Consider the following 19,588-nt stretch of genomic DNA (forward strand, 5'->3'; position numbering starts at 1 on the left):
CGGGTGGGAAGCTTGATTTCAACGGCTGCCCCGTCCGTTTCCTGCGCGGCCACGCAGGCGTCGGAGGTGATGGCGGCCACGTAGCCGTCCCAGGCGTTGGGTCCCGATGCCGTGCCCTTCGCCGCCGCATGGATGAAGTCCTGCAATTCCACATCGTAGCTGGCGATGAAGCGGTCTTTCCAGTCGGTGAGGATATCGTTCTGCAGCTTGGCGCCGAGGCGGGTCTGCACCGACATCGGCTCCGGCAGGCTGGCAATGCCGTCCTCGCCCACCACCTGGCACTGGATATCATAGCCATAATGGCAATTGACGAAGATTTCGACGTCGATGATCGTGCCCTTCGCCGTCTCCAGAATGACGATCTGCGGGTCCTTCAGCCGCGCATGGCTTCTGGCCGCCGAACGGGGAAAGAGAACCCGCGCCGAAACATAGTCATCGTCGAGCAGCCAGCGCAGCACGTCGATCTCATGGATCATCGTGTCATGGATCGCCATCGGGGTGACATATTGCTCCGGAACCGCCGGGTTGCGGTGGGCGGCGTGCACCATGATCGGCGCGCCGATCCTGCTGTCGACGGCCTGTTTCAGCGCCACGTAACCGGCGTCATATCGGCGCATGAAGCCCACCTGAACCAGCCGCCTGCCATGCGCCACCTCGGCATCGACGATGCGTCTTGCGCCTTCCGCCGTTGTCGCCAGCGGTTTTTCGCAAAAGCATGGCTTGCCGGCTTCGATTGCTGCCAGCACATATTGCTCATGCGTGGCACCCCATGAGGTGACGAGCACGGCATCCACATCCGGCGATGCGATCAGCTCTTCGCCGGTGGCGAAAACGACGGCATCAGGGGCGATGTCGTTTTTGACCGCCTCTGCGGAGGCGCGATTGACATCGCTCAGCGCAACGATCTTCGCGCCGCCCAGAACCTTGTTGATACGGCGGGCGTGATCACGCCCGATTGCGCCGGTGCCGACGACACCAATTCTGACAGTCATTTGAAAACCTCATTTCCAGTATTTGGCGACGTATCGCCGGGTTTCGCTGAGCATGAACCGCGCGCTTTCATCGACGCGGTCTTCCCAGGCAAACACGCAGTTCGACAGCACGCCGTCGAATTTCATGTCGGCGAGCGTCGCAAAGAAGGTCTCCCAGTCGATCTCGCCCTGGCCGAAATCGGTGTGCTGGTGCACCCTGACCTTCGAGCCGGGGGGATTGACGATGTAACGCAGCTGCGACGACTTGTTGTGGTCATAGGTATCGGCAAGGCGCACATGCACCAGATGGCCCTCGGTCGCACGCAGGTTAGCCACCATGTCCGGCCCGTAAAAGAACGTGTGCGGCGCGATGAAGGAGGCCTTTACCGCCTTGGAATTGATGGTCTTGATGATGTCGATGGCCGGCGCGATCTCCTCGATCCAGTCTTCGGGATGGGCCTCCAGCGACAGCACCAGCCCTTCCCGCTCGAGGATCGGCACCAGAATATCCATGGCGCGGAAGAACTGCGCTTCGCAGGTTTCCGGGCGATGCAGGCCGGAACGGTCGTTGAGGCTGCGATCCGGCGAGCCGCCGCGGCCGAATTCCGAAACGAACATCGGGCATTCCATCTCGACGGCAATCTCGATGGCGCGTTTCCAGTTGTCGATCGCCACTTCCCATTCGTCCGGATAGGGGCTTGCCCAGCGATACATGGGTTGCAGCGTCGCAAGGCCGACACCATGGTCCTTCAGCGCCTTTTTGAATTCGGCGACGCGTTCGGGATAGACCTTCGGCCGGGTCCACCAGGAGAGGAAATCCGGACGGGGTGAAAGTTCGACGTAATCATAGCCGAGTTCGGCAACCTTGCGGCAGGTCTCGGCCAGCGAAAGGTGTCGGAACATGTGGGGGTCGAGCGTATGTTTCATGGCTGTTTCCAGTGGAGTGATAGACGGACCGGGGCCGAAGCCGCCGCTTATTTGGCGTAGGCGGACATGTTTTCCGGTGTGACGAGTTCAAAGGGCACCCAAAGCGTCTTCTCAGTGCTTTGCCCGGCAGCGGCCTTCACCGCCGTCTGAACCGAGACCTCGCCCTGCTTCGTCGCATTCTGGTAGACGATAATGTCGAGATCGCCGGCCTGCATGGCGGCAAGGCCGTCCGGCGTGGCGTCGATGCCGGCGATGACGATATCCTTCATGGAAACGCCCGCCGCCTTCAGCGCCTGCGCGGCGCCAATCGCCATTTCATCATTGTTGGCGATAACGGCATCGAACTGGATGCCCGCCGTCAGCCAGGATGAAACGAGGTCCTGCGCCTGCGTCCGGCTCCAGTTCGCCGTCTGCTTTTCGAGGATTTCGATCTTGCAGTCCGGCCGGGCAAACACCGTTTCCACATCCTTGGTGCGCACCAGCGCCGCATGGTTTTCCAAAGGTCCCATCAAGACCACGGCCTTGCCCTTGCCGCCCATCAGCTTGCAGGCGGCTTCCGCCTCCATGGTGCCGGAATCGAGTTCGTTGGAACCGACGAAGGCCGTGCCGTCAGGCAGGCCGGTTTCCAGCTCGGCGGGCGGATGATTGACATAAACGAGCGGGATTTTTGCGGCGGATGCGGCCTTGGTGATCGCCGAGGTGGCATCGCCATCCACGGCATTGACGATGATCGCATCGACACCGTTGGCGATAAAATTCTGCACCTGATTGAGCTGTTTCGAAGGATCGAGCTGGGCGTCCTCCACCAGAAGCTCGATGTTCTTCTCACGCCCGGCCTCAGCCCTGATACCGTTCAGCAAAATCGTCAGGAACGGATTGTCGAACGATGTCATGGAGACCGCAACACGGGTCTCGGCAAGGGCAGGCGTTGCGAAAATGCAGAGCGCAGTCGCCATCAACAGGTTTTTCAAAGTCTTTCCTCCCGCGGAAAACCTCCGCTGGTTCAATCGCACTGATATCGCTGAAGCCGGATATCCTCCCCCCGCCTCCAGCGTCTTCGGTCTGTTACATCTTGTCGGGCCCAAACGGTCTCAGTTCTTGGCCTGATAGTCCTTGAGGTTTGCCGGTGTGACCAGTTCGAAGGGTACGAAAACCTTCTTGTCCACCGCATCCCCCTTTGCCAGTTTCAGCGCCGTATCAACCGCGCCCTTGCCCTGACCGGCGGCATTCTGGAAAACGCTCACATCCAGCTCGCCCGCCGCCATGGCGGCAAGCGCGTCCTGCGTGGCATCGATGCCGGCGATGATGACGTCATCCATCGACCGGCCGGCCGCCTTCAGCGACTGTATCGCGCCGATGGCCATTTCGTCATTGTTGGAAATCACCGCATCGAACTGCACTCCGGCCGAGAGCCAGTTGGTCATCAGGTCCGAGCCTTGAGTGCGCGACCAGTTGGCGGATTGCTCCTCGACAAGCTTGATGAAGCTGCAATCGGGCGTCGCCACCACGTCCTTGATATCCTGCGTGCGCATGCGGGCCGCCTGGTTGGAAAGCTCGCCCATCATCACCACCGCCTTCGCTTCCGCCTTGCCGGCCGCCTTCAGCAGGCGGCAGACTTCCTGCGTCTGCAGGGTGCCGGACTGCTTTTCATCGGAGGCAACGAAGGCCTGTTTTTCCGGCAGGCTGTCGAGGTTTACCGGCTGGCGGTTGACATAAACGAGCGGAATGCCGGCGGCAGCGGCAGCCTGCGAAAGCGCCACGGTCGCATCCGTATCCACCGGGTTGACAATGATGGCGTCGACGCCGGCGGCGACGAAGTTCTGCACCTGGCTCAACTGCTTGCCGACATCGTTCTGCGCATCCTCGATCTGCAGCGAAACGCCGCTCATGCCCTTTGAATAGTCGATCATGCCGTTGCGCAGCACGGTCAGGAAATTATCGTCGAACAGGGCCATCGAAACGCCGATGGTTTCCGCCGAGGCGGTCGTCGCCAGCATGGTGGCGAGCGCTGCAATCGCGAAATGTCTTTTCATGTCGTTTTCCTCCAAAACCCTTGAAAAGAACCGGCTGCACGGTTCAGCGCCCATCGCGCCGCCACCGTTTTCCGGCAAAAAATACCCGTCGCCGCGAAGACAAGTCCGCAGCCTGAAGCAATCCGAAACGTCGTTATTATCGTGGATCGGCCTCCTGCCCGCTCCACACGCAGGCAAGATTTCCCAGTCCCGGCCCGGCGTCAACGGGTCAGCGGCAACCGAAACCATCAAGGCTGATAGAAAGAGACGCGGAATTTATGATAGAATCTATCAAACCATCAAAGGCTTTCAGGAACCCACAGATGGGCGGGCACGAACCGCTGTCCCGGCGTTTCCGCCATGCCATGTTCAATGCTGTGAACCATGGTGGCGATGAGGTCCGCGCATAATTCACGGAGCGGCGTCTGGAATATGCCGCTGATACGCTTTTCCAGCAGCGCCTGACGGGATTCGGGCGTCAGTTCATTCACAAGACAGACGATGGCCTCCTGCCGGTTTTCCTGCTGCAGGGCCTCGATGACGCCTTCCATGCCGCCGCCGATGCAATAGATGCCGATCAGATCCTTGTGCTTGGCGATGGTGTCCATCACCAGCTCATAGGTCAGCCGCCGCGTTTCCAGCGTGATCAGCGCATCCATCACCTCGAATTCCGGCGCATATTCCCGCATATAGCTGCGAAAGCCGGTTTCGCGCAGCGAATGACCGTGAAAACGGTGACCGCCGAGCAGCAAAAGCACCTTGCCCCTGCTGCGCGCCAGCCGCGAGATCATCCAGGCCGCAGTGCGCCCGACTTTCATGTTGTTGGCGCCGAGATAAGCTTCCCGCACCCCCTGCGCGAAATCCGAAAGCAGCGAAAATGTGGGGATGCCCTTCGCCTTCAGGGCCTCGACGGCGGCGGTGACATCGTGATGGTCCGGCCCGGTGGCCGCCACGGCCTGCACGCGGCCCTTCATGCCCGTCAGAAGGGCCGCAAGCTCGCTCGGCTCGCCCGACTGGGCAAATTCGATGCGCAGATTGAGATGACGATCCCGGACGTTGCGCGCCGCAAGCTCCAGCTCGTCGGCAAAGGTCTGGTAGAAGGCGTGCCGCTCCTTGCGCAGGATGATGCCGAGACTATAGGACGGCAGATCGGCCAGCATGCGCTGGCGAATGATGTTGGTGGCGTGAAAACCGATCTTCTCCGCCGCCTCGAACACCCGCCGCGCGGTTTCCTCCCGCACCGGCAGGCGACCGTTCAGCACCCGGTCGACGGTGGCGACGCTGACACCGGCGGCTGTCGCAACATCTGTGATGGTCGGACGTTTCATGCTGGCACCCCGTAGACGGAAAGATTCCTGTCATATCTCGCAAAACATGTCACGGATCATGATGGAATCCAACGCATGCCGGAGGATTTCGTCAGGGAGGGCCATGGAGGTGAATGTCAGGCAGGTGCCGAATTTGCGAGATCGGCATTTTAAAATGCCGTTGTCTCCCTCATCTCTGTGCTTGTCACAGAGATCCAGCCAGCCCAAGTCCTTGGGCTGAAAAGACTCCCTGCGCCGCGCAGACGCGCGCCAGCTGGATTCCTGTGACAAGCACAGGAATGAAGGAGGTACCAAGGCGAGAGAATCGCCAACCGAGTGCCGGACGAGCAGAAGTCACTCAAGAAGAAATCGAGGCAGCGGCATTCGCACCGTTTTGACGAGGCCGAATGCCGCCAGACAATCAGACCCTTTCCAGCGCCACGGCAATACCCTGCCCGACGCCGATGCACATGGTGGCGAGCGCAAGACGTTTGCCGGTCAGCGAAAGTTCGAGCGCCGCCGTGCCGGCAATGCGCGCACCGGACATGCCGAGCGGATGGCCGAGCGCGATGGCGCCGCCATTGGCATTCACCCGCACATCGTCATCCGCAATGCCGAGCTGCCTCAGCGTCGCAAGGCCCTGGCTGGCGAACGCCTCGTTCAGCTCGATCACGTCCAGCTGCTCCTGCTTCAGCCCGAGCCGGGCCAGCAGCTTTGCGGAGGCCGGGGCCGGGCCGATACCCATGACGCGCGGCGGCACGCCGGCGGCGGCACCGCCGAGAATGCGGGCAATCGGCGTCAGCCCGTATTTTTTCGCGGCTTCCGCCGATGCGACGATGAGTGCGGCCGCGCCGTCATTGACGCCGGACGCATTGCCCGCCGTCACCGTCGCGCCCTCGCGCCTGTTGACAGGCTTCAGCTTCGCCAGCGCTTCAAGGCTGGTCGCGCGCGGATGCTCATCCTTCGAGACCACCAGCGGATCGCCCTTGCGCTGCGGGATGGTCACGGACACGATTTCCCTGTCGAGGCGACCATTGGCCTGCGCGTCAGCCGCCTTCTGCTGGCTGCGAACGGCGAAGGCGTCCTGATCCTCACGGGAGACCTGATAGTCAATGGCGACGTTATCGCCGGTCTCCGGCATGGAATCGACGCCATATTGCGCCTTCATCAGCGGGTTGACGAAACGCCAGCCGATGGTGGTGTCGTAGATTTCGGCATTGCGCGAAAAGGCGCTCTCCGCTTTCGGCAGAACGAAAGGCGCGCGGCTCATGCTTTCCACGCCGCCGGCGATCATCAATTCCGCCTCGCCCGATTTCACGGCGCGGGCGGCTGCGATGAGGGCATCCATGCCCGAACCGCACAGCCGGTTGATCGTCGTTCCGGTTACCGAGACCGGCAGGCCGGCCAGCAGCAGCGACATGCGCGCCACGTTGCGGTTATCCTCACCCGCCTGATTGGCGCAACCGAAGATCACATCCTCGACCGCTTCCCAGTCGACGGACGGGTTGCGCTCGACAAGCGCCTTCAGCGGCACCGCCCCGAGATCGTCGGCCCGCACCGAAGAAAGCGCGCCGCCGAAGCGGCCGATGGGCGTGCGGATATAGTCGCAGATGAATGCATCGGTCATCGGTTTTTCCTCAAAGTTCCGGGGCGAGGAGATCGGCGACCTCACCATCGACCGCCAAAGGCGCTCCGGTCATGGCCTGCAATTCATCGAAGGTCATCGCCGGCAGTTTTTCACGCAGCACGAAACGGCCATCCACCACGTCGATGACAGCATGGCTGGTATAAATGCGGGTGATGCAGCCAACGCCGGTCAGCGGAAAGGCGCATTTTTCAACGAGCTTCGGTTCGCCGTTCTTGGTCACATGTTCGGTGATGACGAAGACCTGCTTGGCGCCATGCACCAGATCCATGGCGCCGCCGACGGCCGGCACGCCCTTGGAGCCGACACGCCAATTGGCAAGATCGCCATTCTGCGCCACCTGATAGGCCCCGAGGATCGCCACATCCAGATGCCCGCCGCGCACCATGGCGAAGCTGTCGGCATGGTGGAAGAAGGCTGCACCCGGCTTCAGCGTCACAGCCTTCTTGCCGGCATTGATGAGGTTCCAGTCCTCTTCGCCTTCCGGCGGCGCTTCGCCGAAATTCAGGATACCGTTTTCGGTGTGGAAGATCGCCTGACGGCCGGGCGGCTGGTAACGCGCCACCATTTCCGGAAAGCCGATGCCGAGATTGACATAAGCGCCGTCCTCGATGTCCTGCGCCGCGCGCCATGCGATCTGGGCGTTGGAAAGCTTGATGTCTTCGCGGGTGTCGATGGTCGTGGTCATGCGTAGGCTACTCCCGCGCGAATGAGGACTTCTTCCTGTTGCGGATCGGGGATTTCCACGACACCGTTCACGAAAATGCCTGGCGTGACGACATGCTCCGGATCGATCTCCCCGGCGGCGACGATCTTCGAGACCTGCGCGATGGTGGTCTTTGCGGCCATGCACATCAGCGGGTTAAAATTGCGGCCCGCCTTGTTGTAGGTGAGGTTGCCATAGGTATCGCCAAGCTCCGCCTTGACGATGGCGAAATCCGCCTTCAGCCAGCGTTCCTGCACGTAAGAGCGGCCGTCGAATTCGGCAATCACCTTGCCTTCGGCCAGTTCCGTGCCGAAGCCGGTGGGGGTGTAGAAGGCCGGAATGCCGGCACCGCCGGCGCGGATGCGCTCGGCAAGCGTGCCCTGCGGCACCAGTTCCAGCTCGATTTCGCCGGCCAGATACCGGTCGGTGAAAGCGCGCGGATCGGAAGAGCGCGGGAAAGAGCAGATCATCTTCCTGACCATACCGGCATCGATCATCGCGGCGATGCCGATGCGGCCGTTGCCGGCATTGTTGTTGATGACCGTCAGGTTCTTCGGGCCCTTGTCGATCAGCGCATGGATCAGCTCGATGGGCGCGCCGGAGCCGCCGAAACCGCCGATCATGATCGTCGCACCGTCACCGATGCCGGAAAGCGCATCTCCAGCGCTCTTGATTGTCTTGTCCATTAAAACCTCCATCCAGCCGGACGGATGGAACCCGCAAGGCTGCCTGACCGTGAGGTAAATCCGAAACTGCCTCGACGGCAAGGATTTTGTGCGCTATATGATTTTTGTTCGTATATCGCACAAATGGAGCTACGACATGGCTGTCAGCGAAAGAGACATGATGGGCGGTCTCGCCAAGGGATTGCGGGTCATTGAGGCCTTCAGCGCCGAACGGCCGCGCCTGTCGATTTCCGATGCCGCCGAGATTGCCGGGCTGGACCGCGCCACGACGCGGCGCTGCCTGCTGACGCTTTCGGAACTCGGTTATGCCGCTTATGACGGCAAGTTCTTTACCGTGACACCGAAGGTGCTGCGGCTTGGCACCGGCTGTCTGGCCACCATGCCGCTGCCGCGCATCGTGCAGCCGCTGCTCGACCGCCTTTCCGAAGAGATCGGCCAGAGCACCTCCGTTTCCATTCTGGATGAGACCGAGATCGTTTATGTCGCCCGCGCCGCCCAGCAGCGAGTGATGTCGATTGCGCTGATGCCGGGTTCGCGCCTGCCCGCTTATTGCACCTCCATGGGCCGGGTTCTTCTTTCGGCGCAGACGGCCGAGCGGCAGCGCGACATTCTCGAAGCCTCCCGGCTGGTGGCGCGCACGGAAAAGACGATCACCAGGATGGACGCCCTGCTCGCCGAAATCGAGGCCACCGGCAATCGCGGTTATGCGCTGATCGATCAGGAGGTAGAGATCGGCCTTCGCTCCATCGCGGTGCCGCTGAAAACCATGCGCGGCCAGACGGTGGCCGCCCTCAATGTCGGGCTCGCCGCCTCGGTCGCCTCGATGGAGGACCTCGTGGAGCGATACCTGCCCGCGCTTCTTGCCGTTCAGCGGGAACTGGCAAGAATGCTGGTCTGAAGCGGCACCTGCCGCGCCCCGGAATCCCCCATTTTCCGCTGCTCCGCCAGCCGCCAGGCGCGCGGGGTCATGCCGGTCTCGCGCTTGAAGAACCGGTTGAAATAAGCCGGATCGGCAAAGCCCAGCCCCTCCGCAATCATCTGCACGCTGGAAACGGTAAAGATCAGCTCCTGCTGAGCGATCTCGATCTGACGCTTAGCGATCAGCCGCTGCAGGCTGAGACCGGAAACGGAGCGAACCAGACGGTTGAGGTGCGTCTCGGAAAGACCGAGTTTTTTCGCGTAAAACTCCGCCTTTTGCGGCTCGCGAATATGGCGTGCAATCAGCGACAGCAAAAGCTCGAAACGCTGCTCCGCCAGACCTTCGCCGGTTCCTTCCAGCAGCGGCCGCGCCGCCCGCGCCAGAAGCGCCGTCACGATGGCCAGTTGACCTTCGATGATGGCATCCCGGCCTGTCTCACGTGTTTCATATTCAGCCGAAATCTGTTCGAACCCACTGCGCAGGCGTTCGCCATCGGCAAAATCCCGTAGCGGCAACAGGATAGGCCGCTGGAAATTCCGCAGCAACAGCGCCTGCACCGATGCCGGCAGGGCGCCCGGCAGCACGGTAACGATCACCCCGCCAATATCGCGCGAAAACCGGAAGCCGTGTTCGAAACCCGGCGGCACGACAATGGCGACCGGCGGTCGGATCGCCTCGATGCGGCCATCCAGCAGCGCATCGCCCTCGCCGCCCCAAATGTACAAGATTTGCTGAAAGGCAGCGTGACGGTGCAGGCCGATTTCAAAGCGGTGAAGGCTGCTTCTGGAAAAAAGCGTCTCGCAATGAAAGCGGAAATCAGTGCCTTGCACCGCTTCTTCGCCATACAAACCCTCACTTGCAGCAAGCCGCATGTTCCTTCGCTCCTCCGCACAATGGTCGGATTGTGCAATTTGCCGATCAGAAAGTCCATTGAGCTTGCCGCGTCCCTTGGTCAATTTCTTGATAGGAGACAAGTTCGGGAGGAAACAATGCGCACCCAGGTCGTCATCATCGGCTCCGGCCCCTCGGGGCTTCTGCTTGGCCAGCTTCTGGCCAGAGAAGGCGTCGAGACCGTCATTCTCGACCGGGTCAGCAAGGATTACATTCTCGGCCGTGTCCGCGCCGGCGTGCTGGAAGAAGGCACGGTGCAGCTCATGGAAAAGGTCGGCGCGGATAAACGCCTGCGCCGGGAAGGCCTGCCGCATGACGGATTTTCGCTGACCTTCGACGGCCGCGACCACCGTATCGATCTCTTCGACCTGACCGGCGGCAGCCACGTGATGGTCTATGGCCAGACCGAAGTGACCCATGACCTGATGGATGTCCGCGAAGCGGCAAACCTTGTTACCATCTACGATGCCGGCAATGTCGAACCGCATGATTTCGATGGCGCCAGCCCCTATGTCACCTATCAGAAAGACGGCGTAACCCACCGGATCGATTGCGATTTCATCGCCGGCTGCGACGGCTTCCACGGGGTGAGCCGCAAATCGGTGCCTCAGGGCGCGATCAAGGAATTTGAGAAGGTTTATCCTTTCGGCTGGCTCGGCATTCTGGCCGATGTGCCGCCCGTCAACCATGAACTCATCTATGCCAACCACCCGCGCGGTTTTGCGCTCTGTTCCATGCGCTCGCACACCCGCAGCCGTTATTACATTCAATGTTCGCTGGAGGACCGGCCGGAGGACTGGAGCGACGAGCGCTTCTGGGACGAAATCCGCCGTCGCCTGCCGGAAAACCATGCGGATGTGATGGTAACCGGCCCGTCCTTCGAAAAATCCATCGCGCCGCTCCGGTCCTTCGTCTGCGAACCGATGCGGTTCGGAAGGCTGTTTCTGGCCGGAGACGCCGCCCACATCGTGCCGCCGACGGGCGCGAAGGGTCTCAACCTTGCCGCCAGCGATGTGCATTATCTGAGCGAGGCGCTGATCGAATTTTATCGCGAGAAGTCCGAGGCCGGCATCGACGGCTATTCGCAGAAGGCGCTTTCCCGCGTCTGGAAGGCCGTGCGTTTCTCGTGGTGGATGACGACGATGATGCACCGCTTTCCCGATACGGGAGATTTCGGCCAGCGCATTCAGGAAGCGGAACTGGATTACCTCGTACAATCGCGCGCCGCTTCCACCGCGCTTGCGGAGAATTATGTGGGGCTTACTTACTGAGAGGCAGCCTCCGGCCTGCCATCCAGCAACTCGCCTGCCGCCTCGCGAATAGCCTGCATCAGCAGCGACAGCGGCAGCGAGGGCTGCGTATCGGCCCTCACCGTCAGCCCCACCGGGCCGCTGGTATCGCCAGTTTCGACCGGCAGGATCGCCAGGATGCCATCCGCCACATCGGCCGCCACCACGCCTTCCGAGATGATCCAGATCGCATCGCTGGTGCGCAGGAAGGCGCGGCCGAAGGCGTCGGACACGGTTTCGATGCGGATCGGCAGGGCCGGCACGCCGTTGGCGATCAGGAACTGCTCGACGACAGGACCGATGACCGATTGGCGTGTCGGCATCAGCACCGGATATTCATGCAGGTGATCGAACACCGAAAGGCCGGGTGACAACAGCGGGTGCCCGGCGCGTACCACGAAGCGCACCTTTTCCGAATAAAGATGCTCGAAGGAAAAACCCGCCATTTTCTGCGGTGCAGCCAGACGGCCGACAACAAGATCGAGATCGCCGACGCGCAACTGCTCCAGCAGCACGGCGTTTTCGCCCGTAACGATCTTCACCGGGCTGCCGGTTTTCTCGGCCAGAAAACCGGCCATCGCCTTCGGCATGATTCGCACCGAAACCGTGGGCAGCGCGCCGACCCGCACCGGCGGACCGGCGCGCGCCGCCTCCTGCGATACCGAATCGACCGCCTGCCTGAGCGCCGTCATCGTCGCGCCCGCATGGCGCAGAAACACCTCGCCATAACGGCTGATGCGGATGCCGCGCCCCTCCCGGTCGAACAGCGAGACGCCGAGAATATCTTCCAGTTCACGGATCGTCTTCGTCACCGCCGGCTGGCTGACATGCAGGATTTCCGCAGCGCGGATGACGCTTTTCTGCCGCGCCACCTCCACGAAAGTCTGCAGGTGGCGGAACTTGATACGCTGATCGACCATCGCTCATATAATCCACAGGTTATGATTTCCATCGATAATGTCATTTTACTTAACCGGAACCCGCTTGCAATATCCCCGGCAGGAGGAGCACATCATGCATTTTCTGCGCTGCGGCGAGACCGTGATCCATTACCGCGTCAGGGGATTGGACACAGGCAAGCCGGTCATCGCCTTCATCAATTCGCTCGGCACCGATTTCCGCATCTGGGATGCGGTGATCGAAGCGCTCGGCGATGATTATGCCTATGTGCTGCACGACAAGCGCGGCCACGGGCTCTCGGATGTCGGGCACACTCCCTATTCCATCGACGATCACGCCGGCGATCTGATCGCGCTGCTCGATCATCTTGGCGTGAAGAGCGCGATCATCTGGGGCCTGTCGGTGGGCGGCCTGATCGCGCAGGGGCTTTATGCCCGCCGTCCCGATCTGGTGCGCGCGCTCCTGCTCAGCAACACCGCCCACAGAATCGGCACGGCCGAGATGTGGAACGCCCGCATCGACAAGATCGCCGCGGACGGCCTCGTCTCGCTGGTCGATCCCGTCATGGAGCGCTGGTTCACACCCGCCTTTCGCCAGCCAGACAATGCCGCCTATGCCGGCGCGCGCAACATGCTCTCGCAACAGCCGGAAGCCGGCTATAGCGGCACCTGCGCCGCCATCCGCGATGCGGATTTTACCGAAGAGGCCGGGCGCATCGCCGTGCCGACGCTTTGCGTGGCGGGCGATCAGGATGGCTCCACCCCACCGGAACTGGTGCGGTCGCTGGCGGATCTCATTCCCGCAAGCCGTCTCGTCACCATCGCCGGCTGCGGCCACATTCCCTGCCTTGAACAGCCGCTCGCCTACGCGCAGGCAGCCTCCATTTTTCTCAAGACCTTGCCGGAGCATTGACCGATGGCGGACCATATCGACAAGAACGCAAGATTCGAACAGGGCATGAAGACCCGCCGCTCCGTGCTCGGCGACGCCCATGTCGACCGGGCGCAGACCATGACGTCCGGTTTCGACCAGCCTTTCCAGCAGCTCATCACCGAAGCCGCCTGGGGCACGGTGTGGTCGGGCAACCACTGGACGAAGCGCGAGCGCTCGATGGTCACCATCGCCCTGCTCGCCGCACTCGGGCAGGACGAAGAGCTGGCCATGCATGTGCGCGCCACCGCCAATACCGGCGCCACCGAGGCGGATATTCGCGAGGCGCTGCTGCATGTGGCGATCTATGCCGGCGTGCCCGCCGCCAACCACGCTTTCAAGATCGCCAAGCTTGCCCTGGCCAGCATGAAAGCCGATAGTTCCCCTGATAACTCTGGCACTTATAATTCTGGCGATGAGGAGGAGACGAAATGAGCAACCAGCCGCCGGAAACCGGACCGTTCTTCGCACGCAACCGCGACATCCATCCGCTCGCCTATGCGCCCGGCTACAAGACCTCGATCCTGCGCTCGCCGCAGCGCGCGCTGATTTCGCTGGAAGGCACAAAAAGCGAGATCACCGGCCCGGTCTTCGGCCATGGAATGCTGAACCCGCTGGATAACGACCTCATCCTCAACTATGCCCGCCCCGGCGAAATGCCGGTCGGGCCGCGCATTCTGGTGCACGGCCGGGTGCTGGACGAGCGCGGTCGCGGCGTGGATGGCGCGCTGGTGGAATTCTGGCAGGCCAATGCCGGCGGCCGTTACCGCCACAAGAAGGAAAGCTACCTCGCCGCCATCGATCCGAATTTCGGCGGCGTCGGCCGCACGATCACGGATGAGAACGGCTATTACTGGTTCAAGACCATCCAGCCCGGCGCTTATCCGTGGCCGAACGGCGTCAATGACTGGCGGCCGGCCCATATCCATTTCTCGGTCTTCGGCCACGGGTTCGCCCAGCGGCTCATCACCCAGATGTATTTCGAAGGCGATCCGCTGATCTGGAAATGTCCGATCGTCAAGACCATTCCGGACGAGGATGCGATCAGAAGACTGATCGCGCCGCTGGACATGAATGCGACGCTGCCGATGGACATGCTGGCCTACAAGTTCGATATCGTTCTGCGCGGCCGCCGCTCGACCCTTTTCGAAAACCGCATGGAGGGCAACTGACCATGGTTCAGCCGCTCAACTATCTCAAGGAAACCGCCTCGCAGACGGCGGGCCCCTACGTGCATATCGGCTGCACGCCGAATTTCGTCGGCATCGAGGGCGTGTTCGAGAAGGATCTCGGCTCCGGTCCGCTTTATAACGACAAGGCCCGGGGCGAACGCATCAGCGTGCGCGGCACGGTTTATGACGGGGCCGGAATGGCGCTGAAGGACGCGCTGATCGAAATCTGGCAGGCCGATACCGACGGTTATTACAACAGCCCCAGCGAAACGCGGGGCAAGGCAGATCCGAATTTTATCGGCTGGGGCCGCTCGCCCGGCGACATGGATACGGGCGAATTCGTCTTCGAAACCATAAAGCCGGGCAAAGTGCCGTTCCGCGACGGCCGGCCGATGGCGCCGCATATCACCTTCTGGATCGTCGCACGCGGCATCAATATCGGCCTGCAGACCCGCATGTATTTCCCGGAAGAACAGGAGGCCAATGCCGCCGACCCGGTTCTTGCCCGCATCGAACAGAAAAGCCGCACCGCCACGCTTGTCGCCAAAAAAGAGGAAGGCAACGTCTATCGTTTCGATATCCGCCTTCAGGGCGAAGGCGAAACCGTGTTTTTCGATATCTGACGCATATCGCGCAAAAGTGTGCAGCGGTTTTGCGACGACGATATGCGCAAAAAAAAGCGAGACGGAAGATGAGCCTTTCCCCCTTCGAGCATCCGTTTTTGTCAGGCCTCTTCGGCGACAGCGAGATCGTCGAGCTGTTTTCGGCAAGAGCGGATATCGACGCCATGGTCCGTTTCGAGACAGGGCTGGCGCAGGCGGAAGCGCAGGCCGGCATCATCCCCGAGGAGGCGACAGAAGCAATCGTTTCGCGGCTTTCGGACTTTGCCGCCGATATGACCGCGCTTCGCCATGGCGTCGCGAAGGACGGCGTCGTGGTTCCGGAACTCATCCGGCAGATGCGCGCGGCGGTCGCCGCTCAGGCGGCGGACAGGGTGCATTTCGGTGCCACCAGCCAGGATGTCATCGATACCAGCCTGATGTTGCGGCTGAAGGCTGCGGCGGAAATCATCTCCGCCCGGCTCGGCCGCCTGATCGATACGCTGGGAGACCTTGCCTCCCGCGACGGCCACAACCCGCTGACGGGCTATACCCGCATGCAGGCCGCCATCGGCATCACCGTCGCCGACCGGGCGGCGAGCTGGACTGCGCCGCTGGAACGCCACCTGCTGCGGCTCGAAAGTTTTACGCAGAGCGGCTTCGCCCTGCAATTCGGTGGGGCTGCCGGAACGCTGGAAAAGCTTGGCGACGATGCCGCAGCGGTGCGTGCCGATCTCGCAAAACGGCTCGGCCTTGCCGACAGGCCGCAATGGCAGAGCCAGCGCGACGGCATCGCCGAATTCGCCAATCTGCTCTCGCTCATCACCGGCGCGCTCGGCAAGTTCGGGCAGGATATTGCGCTGATGGCCGAGCTCGGTGCGGAAATCCGCCTCTCCGGCGGCGGCGGCTCCTCGGCCATGCCGCACAAACAGAACCCGGTCAATGCCGAAGCGCTGGTGACGCTCGCACGCTTCAATGCCGTGCAGATATCCGCCCTGCACCAGTCGCTCGTGCACGAACAGGAAAGGTCCGGCGCGGGCTGGATGCTGGAATGGCTGTCGCTGCCGCAAATGGTGACGGCAACGGGCGCCTCGCTGCTGATCGCCGAGCGATTGGCCGAGCAGATAGACAGGCTGGGCACAGGCGAAAACTAGCCGCAAGGTCGGTCGATTTCGTGCGCAGACAGGGTTTTCGGGCACTGCCGAACGGCGAGCCGGAGGCAACATGACGACGCGTGGAAAGCGCTTGCGATTTTCCGCATTAGTCATTGATAAAAAAGACTTTATTCAGAAATCCAGAAAATGAAAAAACAGCATGAAAGCTGCTTTTTAACCGGACATGCCGCTTGACACAAAAATGAACTAACTGGTACAAACATTAAGATTAACAGCCTGCCGCCGACAGGGGTTTTGAAGCCTGCGGCGACAGTGAACGACAAATGGAGGGCTTTGGCGCCGCAAGGTTTCCAAAGCGATGCGGACAAGGCGAAACGCCTGTCCGGACCCGAACGGGTTGGGAGGAAGAATGTCTTACAGTCTCGATTTTTCGGCGGTCATAGAGCGCCTGCCCGAGCTGCTTTTAGCCTGTCTGGCGACGATCGGCCTTGCGATTGCCGGCATGTCGCTCGCCACCGTCATCGGCGTTCTGGGCGTCGTCGCCCGCCGCTCGCGGTTCAAGCTGCTGCGCGGCCTCGTCATCGGTTTTGTGGAAACAATCCGCAACACGCCGTTTCTGGTGCAGATATTCTTCATCTTCTTCGCCCTGCCGCAGATCGGCATCAAGCTCAACCCGACGGTAACGGCCATCATTGCATTGGCTCTGAACGGCGGCGCCTATGCGATTGAAATCATTCGCGGCGGGGTCGATTCCATTCCCAAGGGCCAGGTGGAGGCGGGACTTGCGCTCGGCCTTCACCGCGCGCAGATCTTCCGGCACATCATCCTGAAGCCGGCGCTGCGGGCGGTCTATCCCTCGCTCACCAGCCAGTTCATCATGCTGACGCTGACCACCTCCGTCTGCACCTCGATCGCCGCTTACGAGCTGACCTCGGTGGCGCAGAAGATCGAGGCGGATACATTCCGGTCCTTCGAGGTCTATTTCTCGATCACGCTGCTTTATCTGGTCATTTCCTCGCTGATGATGGGCATTTTCTCGCTCATCTCCCGCGCATCCTTCAGCTATCCGGTCAAGTGAGGAAAAGACAATGGCGTCCATCGGTCCCAACGAACTCTTCTTCCTGCTGCAAGGCCTGAAATGGACGCTTGCGCTGACCATCATCGGCTTTATCGGCGGCGGCGTCTTCGGCCTTTGCGTGGCGCTTGCCCGCGTCGCGGATAGCCCGGCGATCCAGCGCGCCAGCACCGGTTACATCGCCGTCTTTCAGGGCACGCCGCTCCTGATGCAGCTTTTCGTGGTCTATTACGGCGTGGCGCTTGCGGGCCTCAATGTCGATGCCTGGATTGCGGTCGCCATCGCTTTTACGCTGCATGCCAGCGCCTTCCTCGGCGAAATCTGGCGCGGCGGCATCCAGGCGGTGCCGAAGGGCCAGACGGAAGCCGCCAATGCGCTCGGCCTGCATTACATCTCGCGCATGAAGGACGTGGTTCTGCCGCAGGCCTTCAAGATTTCGCTGCCGGCCACCATCGGTTTCCTCGTGCAGCTCATCAAGGGCACCTCGCTTGCGGCCATTGTCGGCTTCGTCGAGCTGTCGCGCGCCGGCCAGATCGTCTCCAACCAGACGTTCCGCCCGCTCACCGTCTTCGCCCTCGTCGGCGTCATTTATTTCCTGATCTGCTGGCCGCTTTCCCTGTGGGGCGCCAGCGTTGAAAAGCGGCTGCAGACCGCAACCCGCTAAGTCCATGAAGATCTCATCAGCTTTGTAAGGAGGAGCAAAAGATGAAAACCACCAGCATGAAATTCTCTCGCCGCGCCCTGCTCGCGCTTGCCGCGGCAACGGTTGCCCTGCCCTTCGTCGCACCGGTCGATGCTTTCGCCGGCACGGTGGAAGAGGCCAAGGCCAAGGGCAAGGTCGTCATCGGCATTCAGGGCGACAACTCGCCGTGGGGCTTCGTCAATTCCAGCGGTGTGCAGGATGGCCTCGATGCCGATATCGGCAAGGCCTTTGCCGATTATCTCGGCGTCAAGGTTGAGTTCGTACCGCTCGCCGTGGCCAACCGCATTCCCGCTTTGCTGACCGGCAAGGTCGACCTCTTGTTCGCAACCATGGGCATGACGGCCGAACGCGCCAAGACCATTCAATATTCCAAGCCCTATGCCGGCAACGTGCTTTCCGTCTACGGCCCCAAGGACAAGAAGATCGGCGGGTATGACGATCTGACCGGCATCGCCGTCGGCGTTCCGAAGTCCAGCGCCATGGATACGGCAATCACCGCCGGCGCCGGTTCCAAGGCCAATATCCTGCGCTTCGACGATGACGCCGCCAATATTCAGGCGCTGATCTCAGGCCAGGTCGAGGTCGTCGGCGGCAACCAGTTCTACGGCGACCGCCTGAACAAGGCTGCCGAAGGCAAATATGAGCCGAAATTCGACCTGACGACGCTCTACAACGGCGCCGGCACCCGCCCCGGTGAAAAGGACTGGAACGAGACCGTCAACGCCTTCCTCGACAAGATCAAGTCCGACGGCCAGCTCGCCAAGATCTACGACAAGTGGATGAAGCGCGAAGTCCCGGCCTTCCCGGACAGCCTGCCCGACATCCCGTTCACCGTGAAGTAACGGCGGGTTCCGTCTGGATTTTGGGAGGAGGAAACAATGAGAATCTTGAAAACCCTGACGGGTTGGCGAGCAACCCTTGCGGCGGGACTGGCGGCAGCTTTGCTGCCGGTTCTGACGCCGGTGGCGGCAGATGCGAGAACGCTTGACGACGCAAAAGCCAGCGGCAAGGTCGTGATCGGTATCCAGGGCGATAATGCGCCCTGGGGTTTCATCAATTCCACCGGCGTTCAGGAGGGTTATGACGCCGATCTCGCAAGGGGATTTGCGGATTATCTGGGGCTGAAGGTGGAATTCGTGCCGCTTGCCGTCGCCAACCGCATCCCTTCGCTTCGCACCGGCAAGGTCGATGCCCTGTTCGCATCGATGGGAATGACGCCGGAGCGGGCGAAGAACGTGCAATATGCGCAGCCCTACGCGCATAATGTCATGTCGGTCTATGCCACAAAGGACAAGAAGATCGCCGGTTTCGACGATCTGACCGGAATGACCGTCGGCGCACCGAAATCCAGCCCGATGGATACAGCCTTGACCGCAGGGGCTGGCACCAAGGCGAATATCCTTCGCTTCGATGACGACGCCGCCACCATTCAGGCGATCCTGTCGGGCCAGATCGAGGCGATCGGCGGTAACCAGTTCTATGGCGACCGTCTCGCGGCTGCCGGCGGCAAGGATTACGAGGTGAAGTTCGACCTCGTGACCCTTTACAACAGCGCTGCCACACGCCCCGGCGAAAAGGACTGGAACGAAGCGCTGAACGCCTATCTGGACAAGATCAAGGCCAATGGCGACCTCGAAAAAGTCTACGCCAAATGGATGAAGCGCCCGGTACCGCAGTTCCCGGCTTCGCTTCCCGACATTCCCTACACCGTCAACTAACACTGCTGCCAAAGCATGAAGGA

At 61.5% G+C, this 19,588-nt stretch carries 21 protein-coding genes; 11 read left to right on the forward strand and 10 right to left on the reverse strand.

Translation table 11 applies throughout. The features are described 5' to 3' along the window. From I3J13_RS23260 to I3J13_RS23295, 8 genes are all read right to left on the reverse strand, one after another. The coding region (locus I3J13_RS23260) for a Gfo/Idh/MocA family protein (RefSeq protein ID WP_196380396.1) at positions 1-992 on the reverse strand (992 nt) is incomplete at its 3' end. 9 nt (positions 993-1,001) lie between these two features. After that, positions 1,002-1,898 (reverse strand): sugar phosphate isomerase/epimerase family protein, encoded by an 897-nt coding sequence (locus tag I3J13_RS23265; protein WP_003519788.1) that lies wholly within the window; start codon positions 1,896-1,898, stop codon positions 1,002-1,004. Between the two features lie 47 nt (positions 1,899-1,945). Next, positions 1,946-2,854, reverse strand: a complete 909-nt coding sequence (locus tag I3J13_RS23270; protein WP_196380432.1) for a sugar ABC transporter substrate-binding protein — start codon at positions 2,852-2,854, stop codon at positions 1,946-1,948. A gap of 135 nt (positions 2,855-2,989) precedes the next feature. After that, the gene (locus I3J13_RS23275) at positions 2,990-3,931 is read right to left on the reverse strand and encodes a sugar ABC transporter substrate-binding protein (protein WP_080857939.1); all 942 of its coding nucleotides are present in this window, start codon (positions 3,929-3,931) and stop codon (positions 2,990-2,992) included. 278 nt (positions 3,932-4,209) lie between these two features. Further along, positions 4,210-5,238: a LacI family DNA-binding transcriptional regulator gene (locus I3J13_RS23280; protein ID WP_196380397.1), complete on the reverse strand. Its 1,029-nt coding sequence runs from the start codon at positions 5,236-5,238 to the stop codon at positions 4,210-4,212. 400 nt (positions 5,239-5,638) lie between these two features. After that, positions 5,639-6,844 carry a 3-oxoadipyl-CoA thiolase gene (gene pcaF, locus I3J13_RS23285; RefSeq protein WP_196380398.1) on the reverse strand — a complete coding sequence of 402 codons (1,206 nt, stop codon included), beginning with the start codon at positions 6,842-6,844 and terminating at the stop codon, positions 5,639-5,641. A 10-nt stretch (positions 6,845-6,854) separates the two neighbouring features. Then, entirely contained in the window at positions 6,855-7,550 is a 696-nt protein-coding gene (locus I3J13_RS23290; RefSeq protein ID WP_196380399.1) for a CoA transferase subunit B, read from the reverse strand. After that, positions 7,547-8,254, reverse strand: a complete 708-nt coding sequence (locus I3J13_RS23295; RefSeq protein WP_196380400.1) for a 3-oxoacid CoA-transferase subunit A — start codon at positions 8,252-8,254, stop codon at positions 7,547-7,549. Before I3J13_RS23295 ends, I3J13_RS23290 begins: the two co-directional genes overlap by 4 nt. A gap of 136 nt (positions 8,255-8,390) precedes the next feature. Between I3J13_RS23295 and I3J13_RS23300 the strand changes: the two genes are divergently transcribed. Further along, positions 8,391-9,152 carry an IclR family transcriptional regulator gene (locus I3J13_RS23300; RefSeq protein WP_196380401.1) on the forward strand — a complete coding sequence of 254 codons (762 nt, stop codon included), beginning with the start codon at positions 8,391-8,393 and terminating at the stop codon, positions 9,150-9,152. Here I3J13_RS23300 and I3J13_RS23305 read toward each other — a convergent pair. Further along, positions 9,122-10,045, reverse strand: a complete 924-nt coding sequence (locus tag I3J13_RS23305; protein WP_196380402.1) for a helix-turn-helix domain-containing protein — start codon at positions 10,043-10,045, stop codon at positions 9,122-9,124. The two genes, I3J13_RS23300 and I3J13_RS23305, sit on opposite strands and share 31 nt — an antisense overlap. Positions 10,046-10,162: 117 nt before the next feature. On the opposite strand from I3J13_RS23305, the gene pobA reads away from it, so the two are divergent. Beyond that, a complete protein-coding gene (pobA, locus tag I3J13_RS23310) occupies positions 10,163-11,335 on the forward strand; it encodes a 4-hydroxybenzoate 3-monooxygenase (RefSeq protein WP_196380403.1) in 1,173 nt (390 codons plus the stop codon). Here pobA and pcaQ read toward each other — a convergent pair. Then, positions 11,329-12,273: a pca operon transcription factor PcaQ gene (pcaQ, locus tag I3J13_RS23315; protein WP_196380404.1), complete on the reverse strand. Its 945-nt coding sequence runs from the start codon at positions 12,271-12,273 to the stop codon at positions 11,329-11,331. The genes pobA and pcaQ overlap by 7 nt on opposite strands. 94 nt (positions 12,274-12,367) lie before the next feature. On the opposite strand from pcaQ, the gene pcaD reads away from it, so the two are divergent. From pcaD to I3J13_RS23360, 9 genes are all read left to right on the forward strand, one after another. Beyond that, positions 12,368-13,165 carry a 3-oxoadipate enol-lactonase gene (gene pcaD / locus I3J13_RS23320; RefSeq protein ID WP_196380405.1) on the forward strand — a complete coding sequence of 266 codons (798 nt, stop codon included), beginning with the start codon at positions 12,368-12,370 and terminating at the stop codon, positions 13,163-13,165. A gap of 3 nt (positions 13,166-13,168) precedes the next feature. Further along, the gene (gene pcaC, locus I3J13_RS23325; protein WP_020811506.1) at positions 13,169-13,618 is read left to right on the forward strand and encodes a 4-carboxymuconolactone decarboxylase; all 450 of its coding nucleotides are present in this window, start codon (positions 13,169-13,171) and stop codon (positions 13,616-13,618) included. Then, on the forward strand, positions 13,615-14,355 hold the full coding sequence (gene pcaH / locus I3J13_RS23330) for a protocatechuate 3,4-dioxygenase subunit beta (protein WP_003505508.1): 741 nt from the start codon (positions 13,615-13,617) through the stop codon (positions 14,353-14,355). The genes pcaC and pcaH overlap by 4 nt, the downstream gene beginning before the upstream one ends. A 2-nt stretch (positions 14,356-14,357) precedes the next feature. Beyond that, the gene (pcaG, locus tag I3J13_RS23335; protein ID WP_196380406.1) at positions 14,358-14,978 is read left to right on the forward strand and encodes a protocatechuate 3,4-dioxygenase subunit alpha; all 621 of its coding nucleotides are present in this window, start codon (positions 14,358-14,360) and stop codon (positions 14,976-14,978) included. A 68-nt stretch (positions 14,979-15,046) separates the two neighbouring features. Then, on the forward strand, positions 15,047-16,108 hold the full coding sequence (locus I3J13_RS23340; protein ID WP_196380407.1) for a 3-carboxy-cis,cis-muconate cycloisomerase: 1,062 nt from the start codon (positions 15,047-15,049) through the stop codon (positions 16,106-16,108). Positions 16,109-16,478: 370 nt separating this feature from the next. Next, the gene (locus I3J13_RS23345; protein ID WP_020811502.1) at positions 16,479-17,147 is read left to right on the forward strand and encodes an amino acid ABC transporter permease; all 669 of its coding nucleotides are present in this window, start codon (positions 16,479-16,481) and stop codon (positions 17,145-17,147) included. A gap of 10 nt (positions 17,148-17,157) precedes the next feature. Next, entirely contained in the window at positions 17,158-17,808 is a 651-nt protein-coding gene (locus I3J13_RS23350; RefSeq protein WP_035262651.1) for an amino acid ABC transporter permease, read from the forward strand. Between the two features lie 41 nt (positions 17,809-17,849). Further along, positions 17,850-18,689 (forward strand): transporter substrate-binding domain-containing protein, encoded by an 840-nt coding sequence (locus tag I3J13_RS23355; RefSeq protein WP_020810443.1) that lies wholly within the window; start codon positions 17,850-17,852, stop codon positions 18,687-18,689. 36 nt (positions 18,690-18,725) lie between these two features. Next, positions 18,726-19,565, forward strand: a complete 840-nt coding sequence (locus I3J13_RS23360) for a transporter substrate-binding domain-containing protein (protein WP_196380408.1) — start codon at positions 18,726-18,728, stop codon at positions 19,563-19,565. The last annotated feature ends 23 nt before the right edge of the window (positions 19,566-19,588 follow it).

The sequence above is a fragment of the Agrobacterium leguminum genome (assembly GCF_015704895.1).
Taxonomy (GTDB): Bacteria; Pseudomonadota; Alphaproteobacteria; order Rhizobiales; family Rhizobiaceae; genus Agrobacterium; species Agrobacterium leguminum.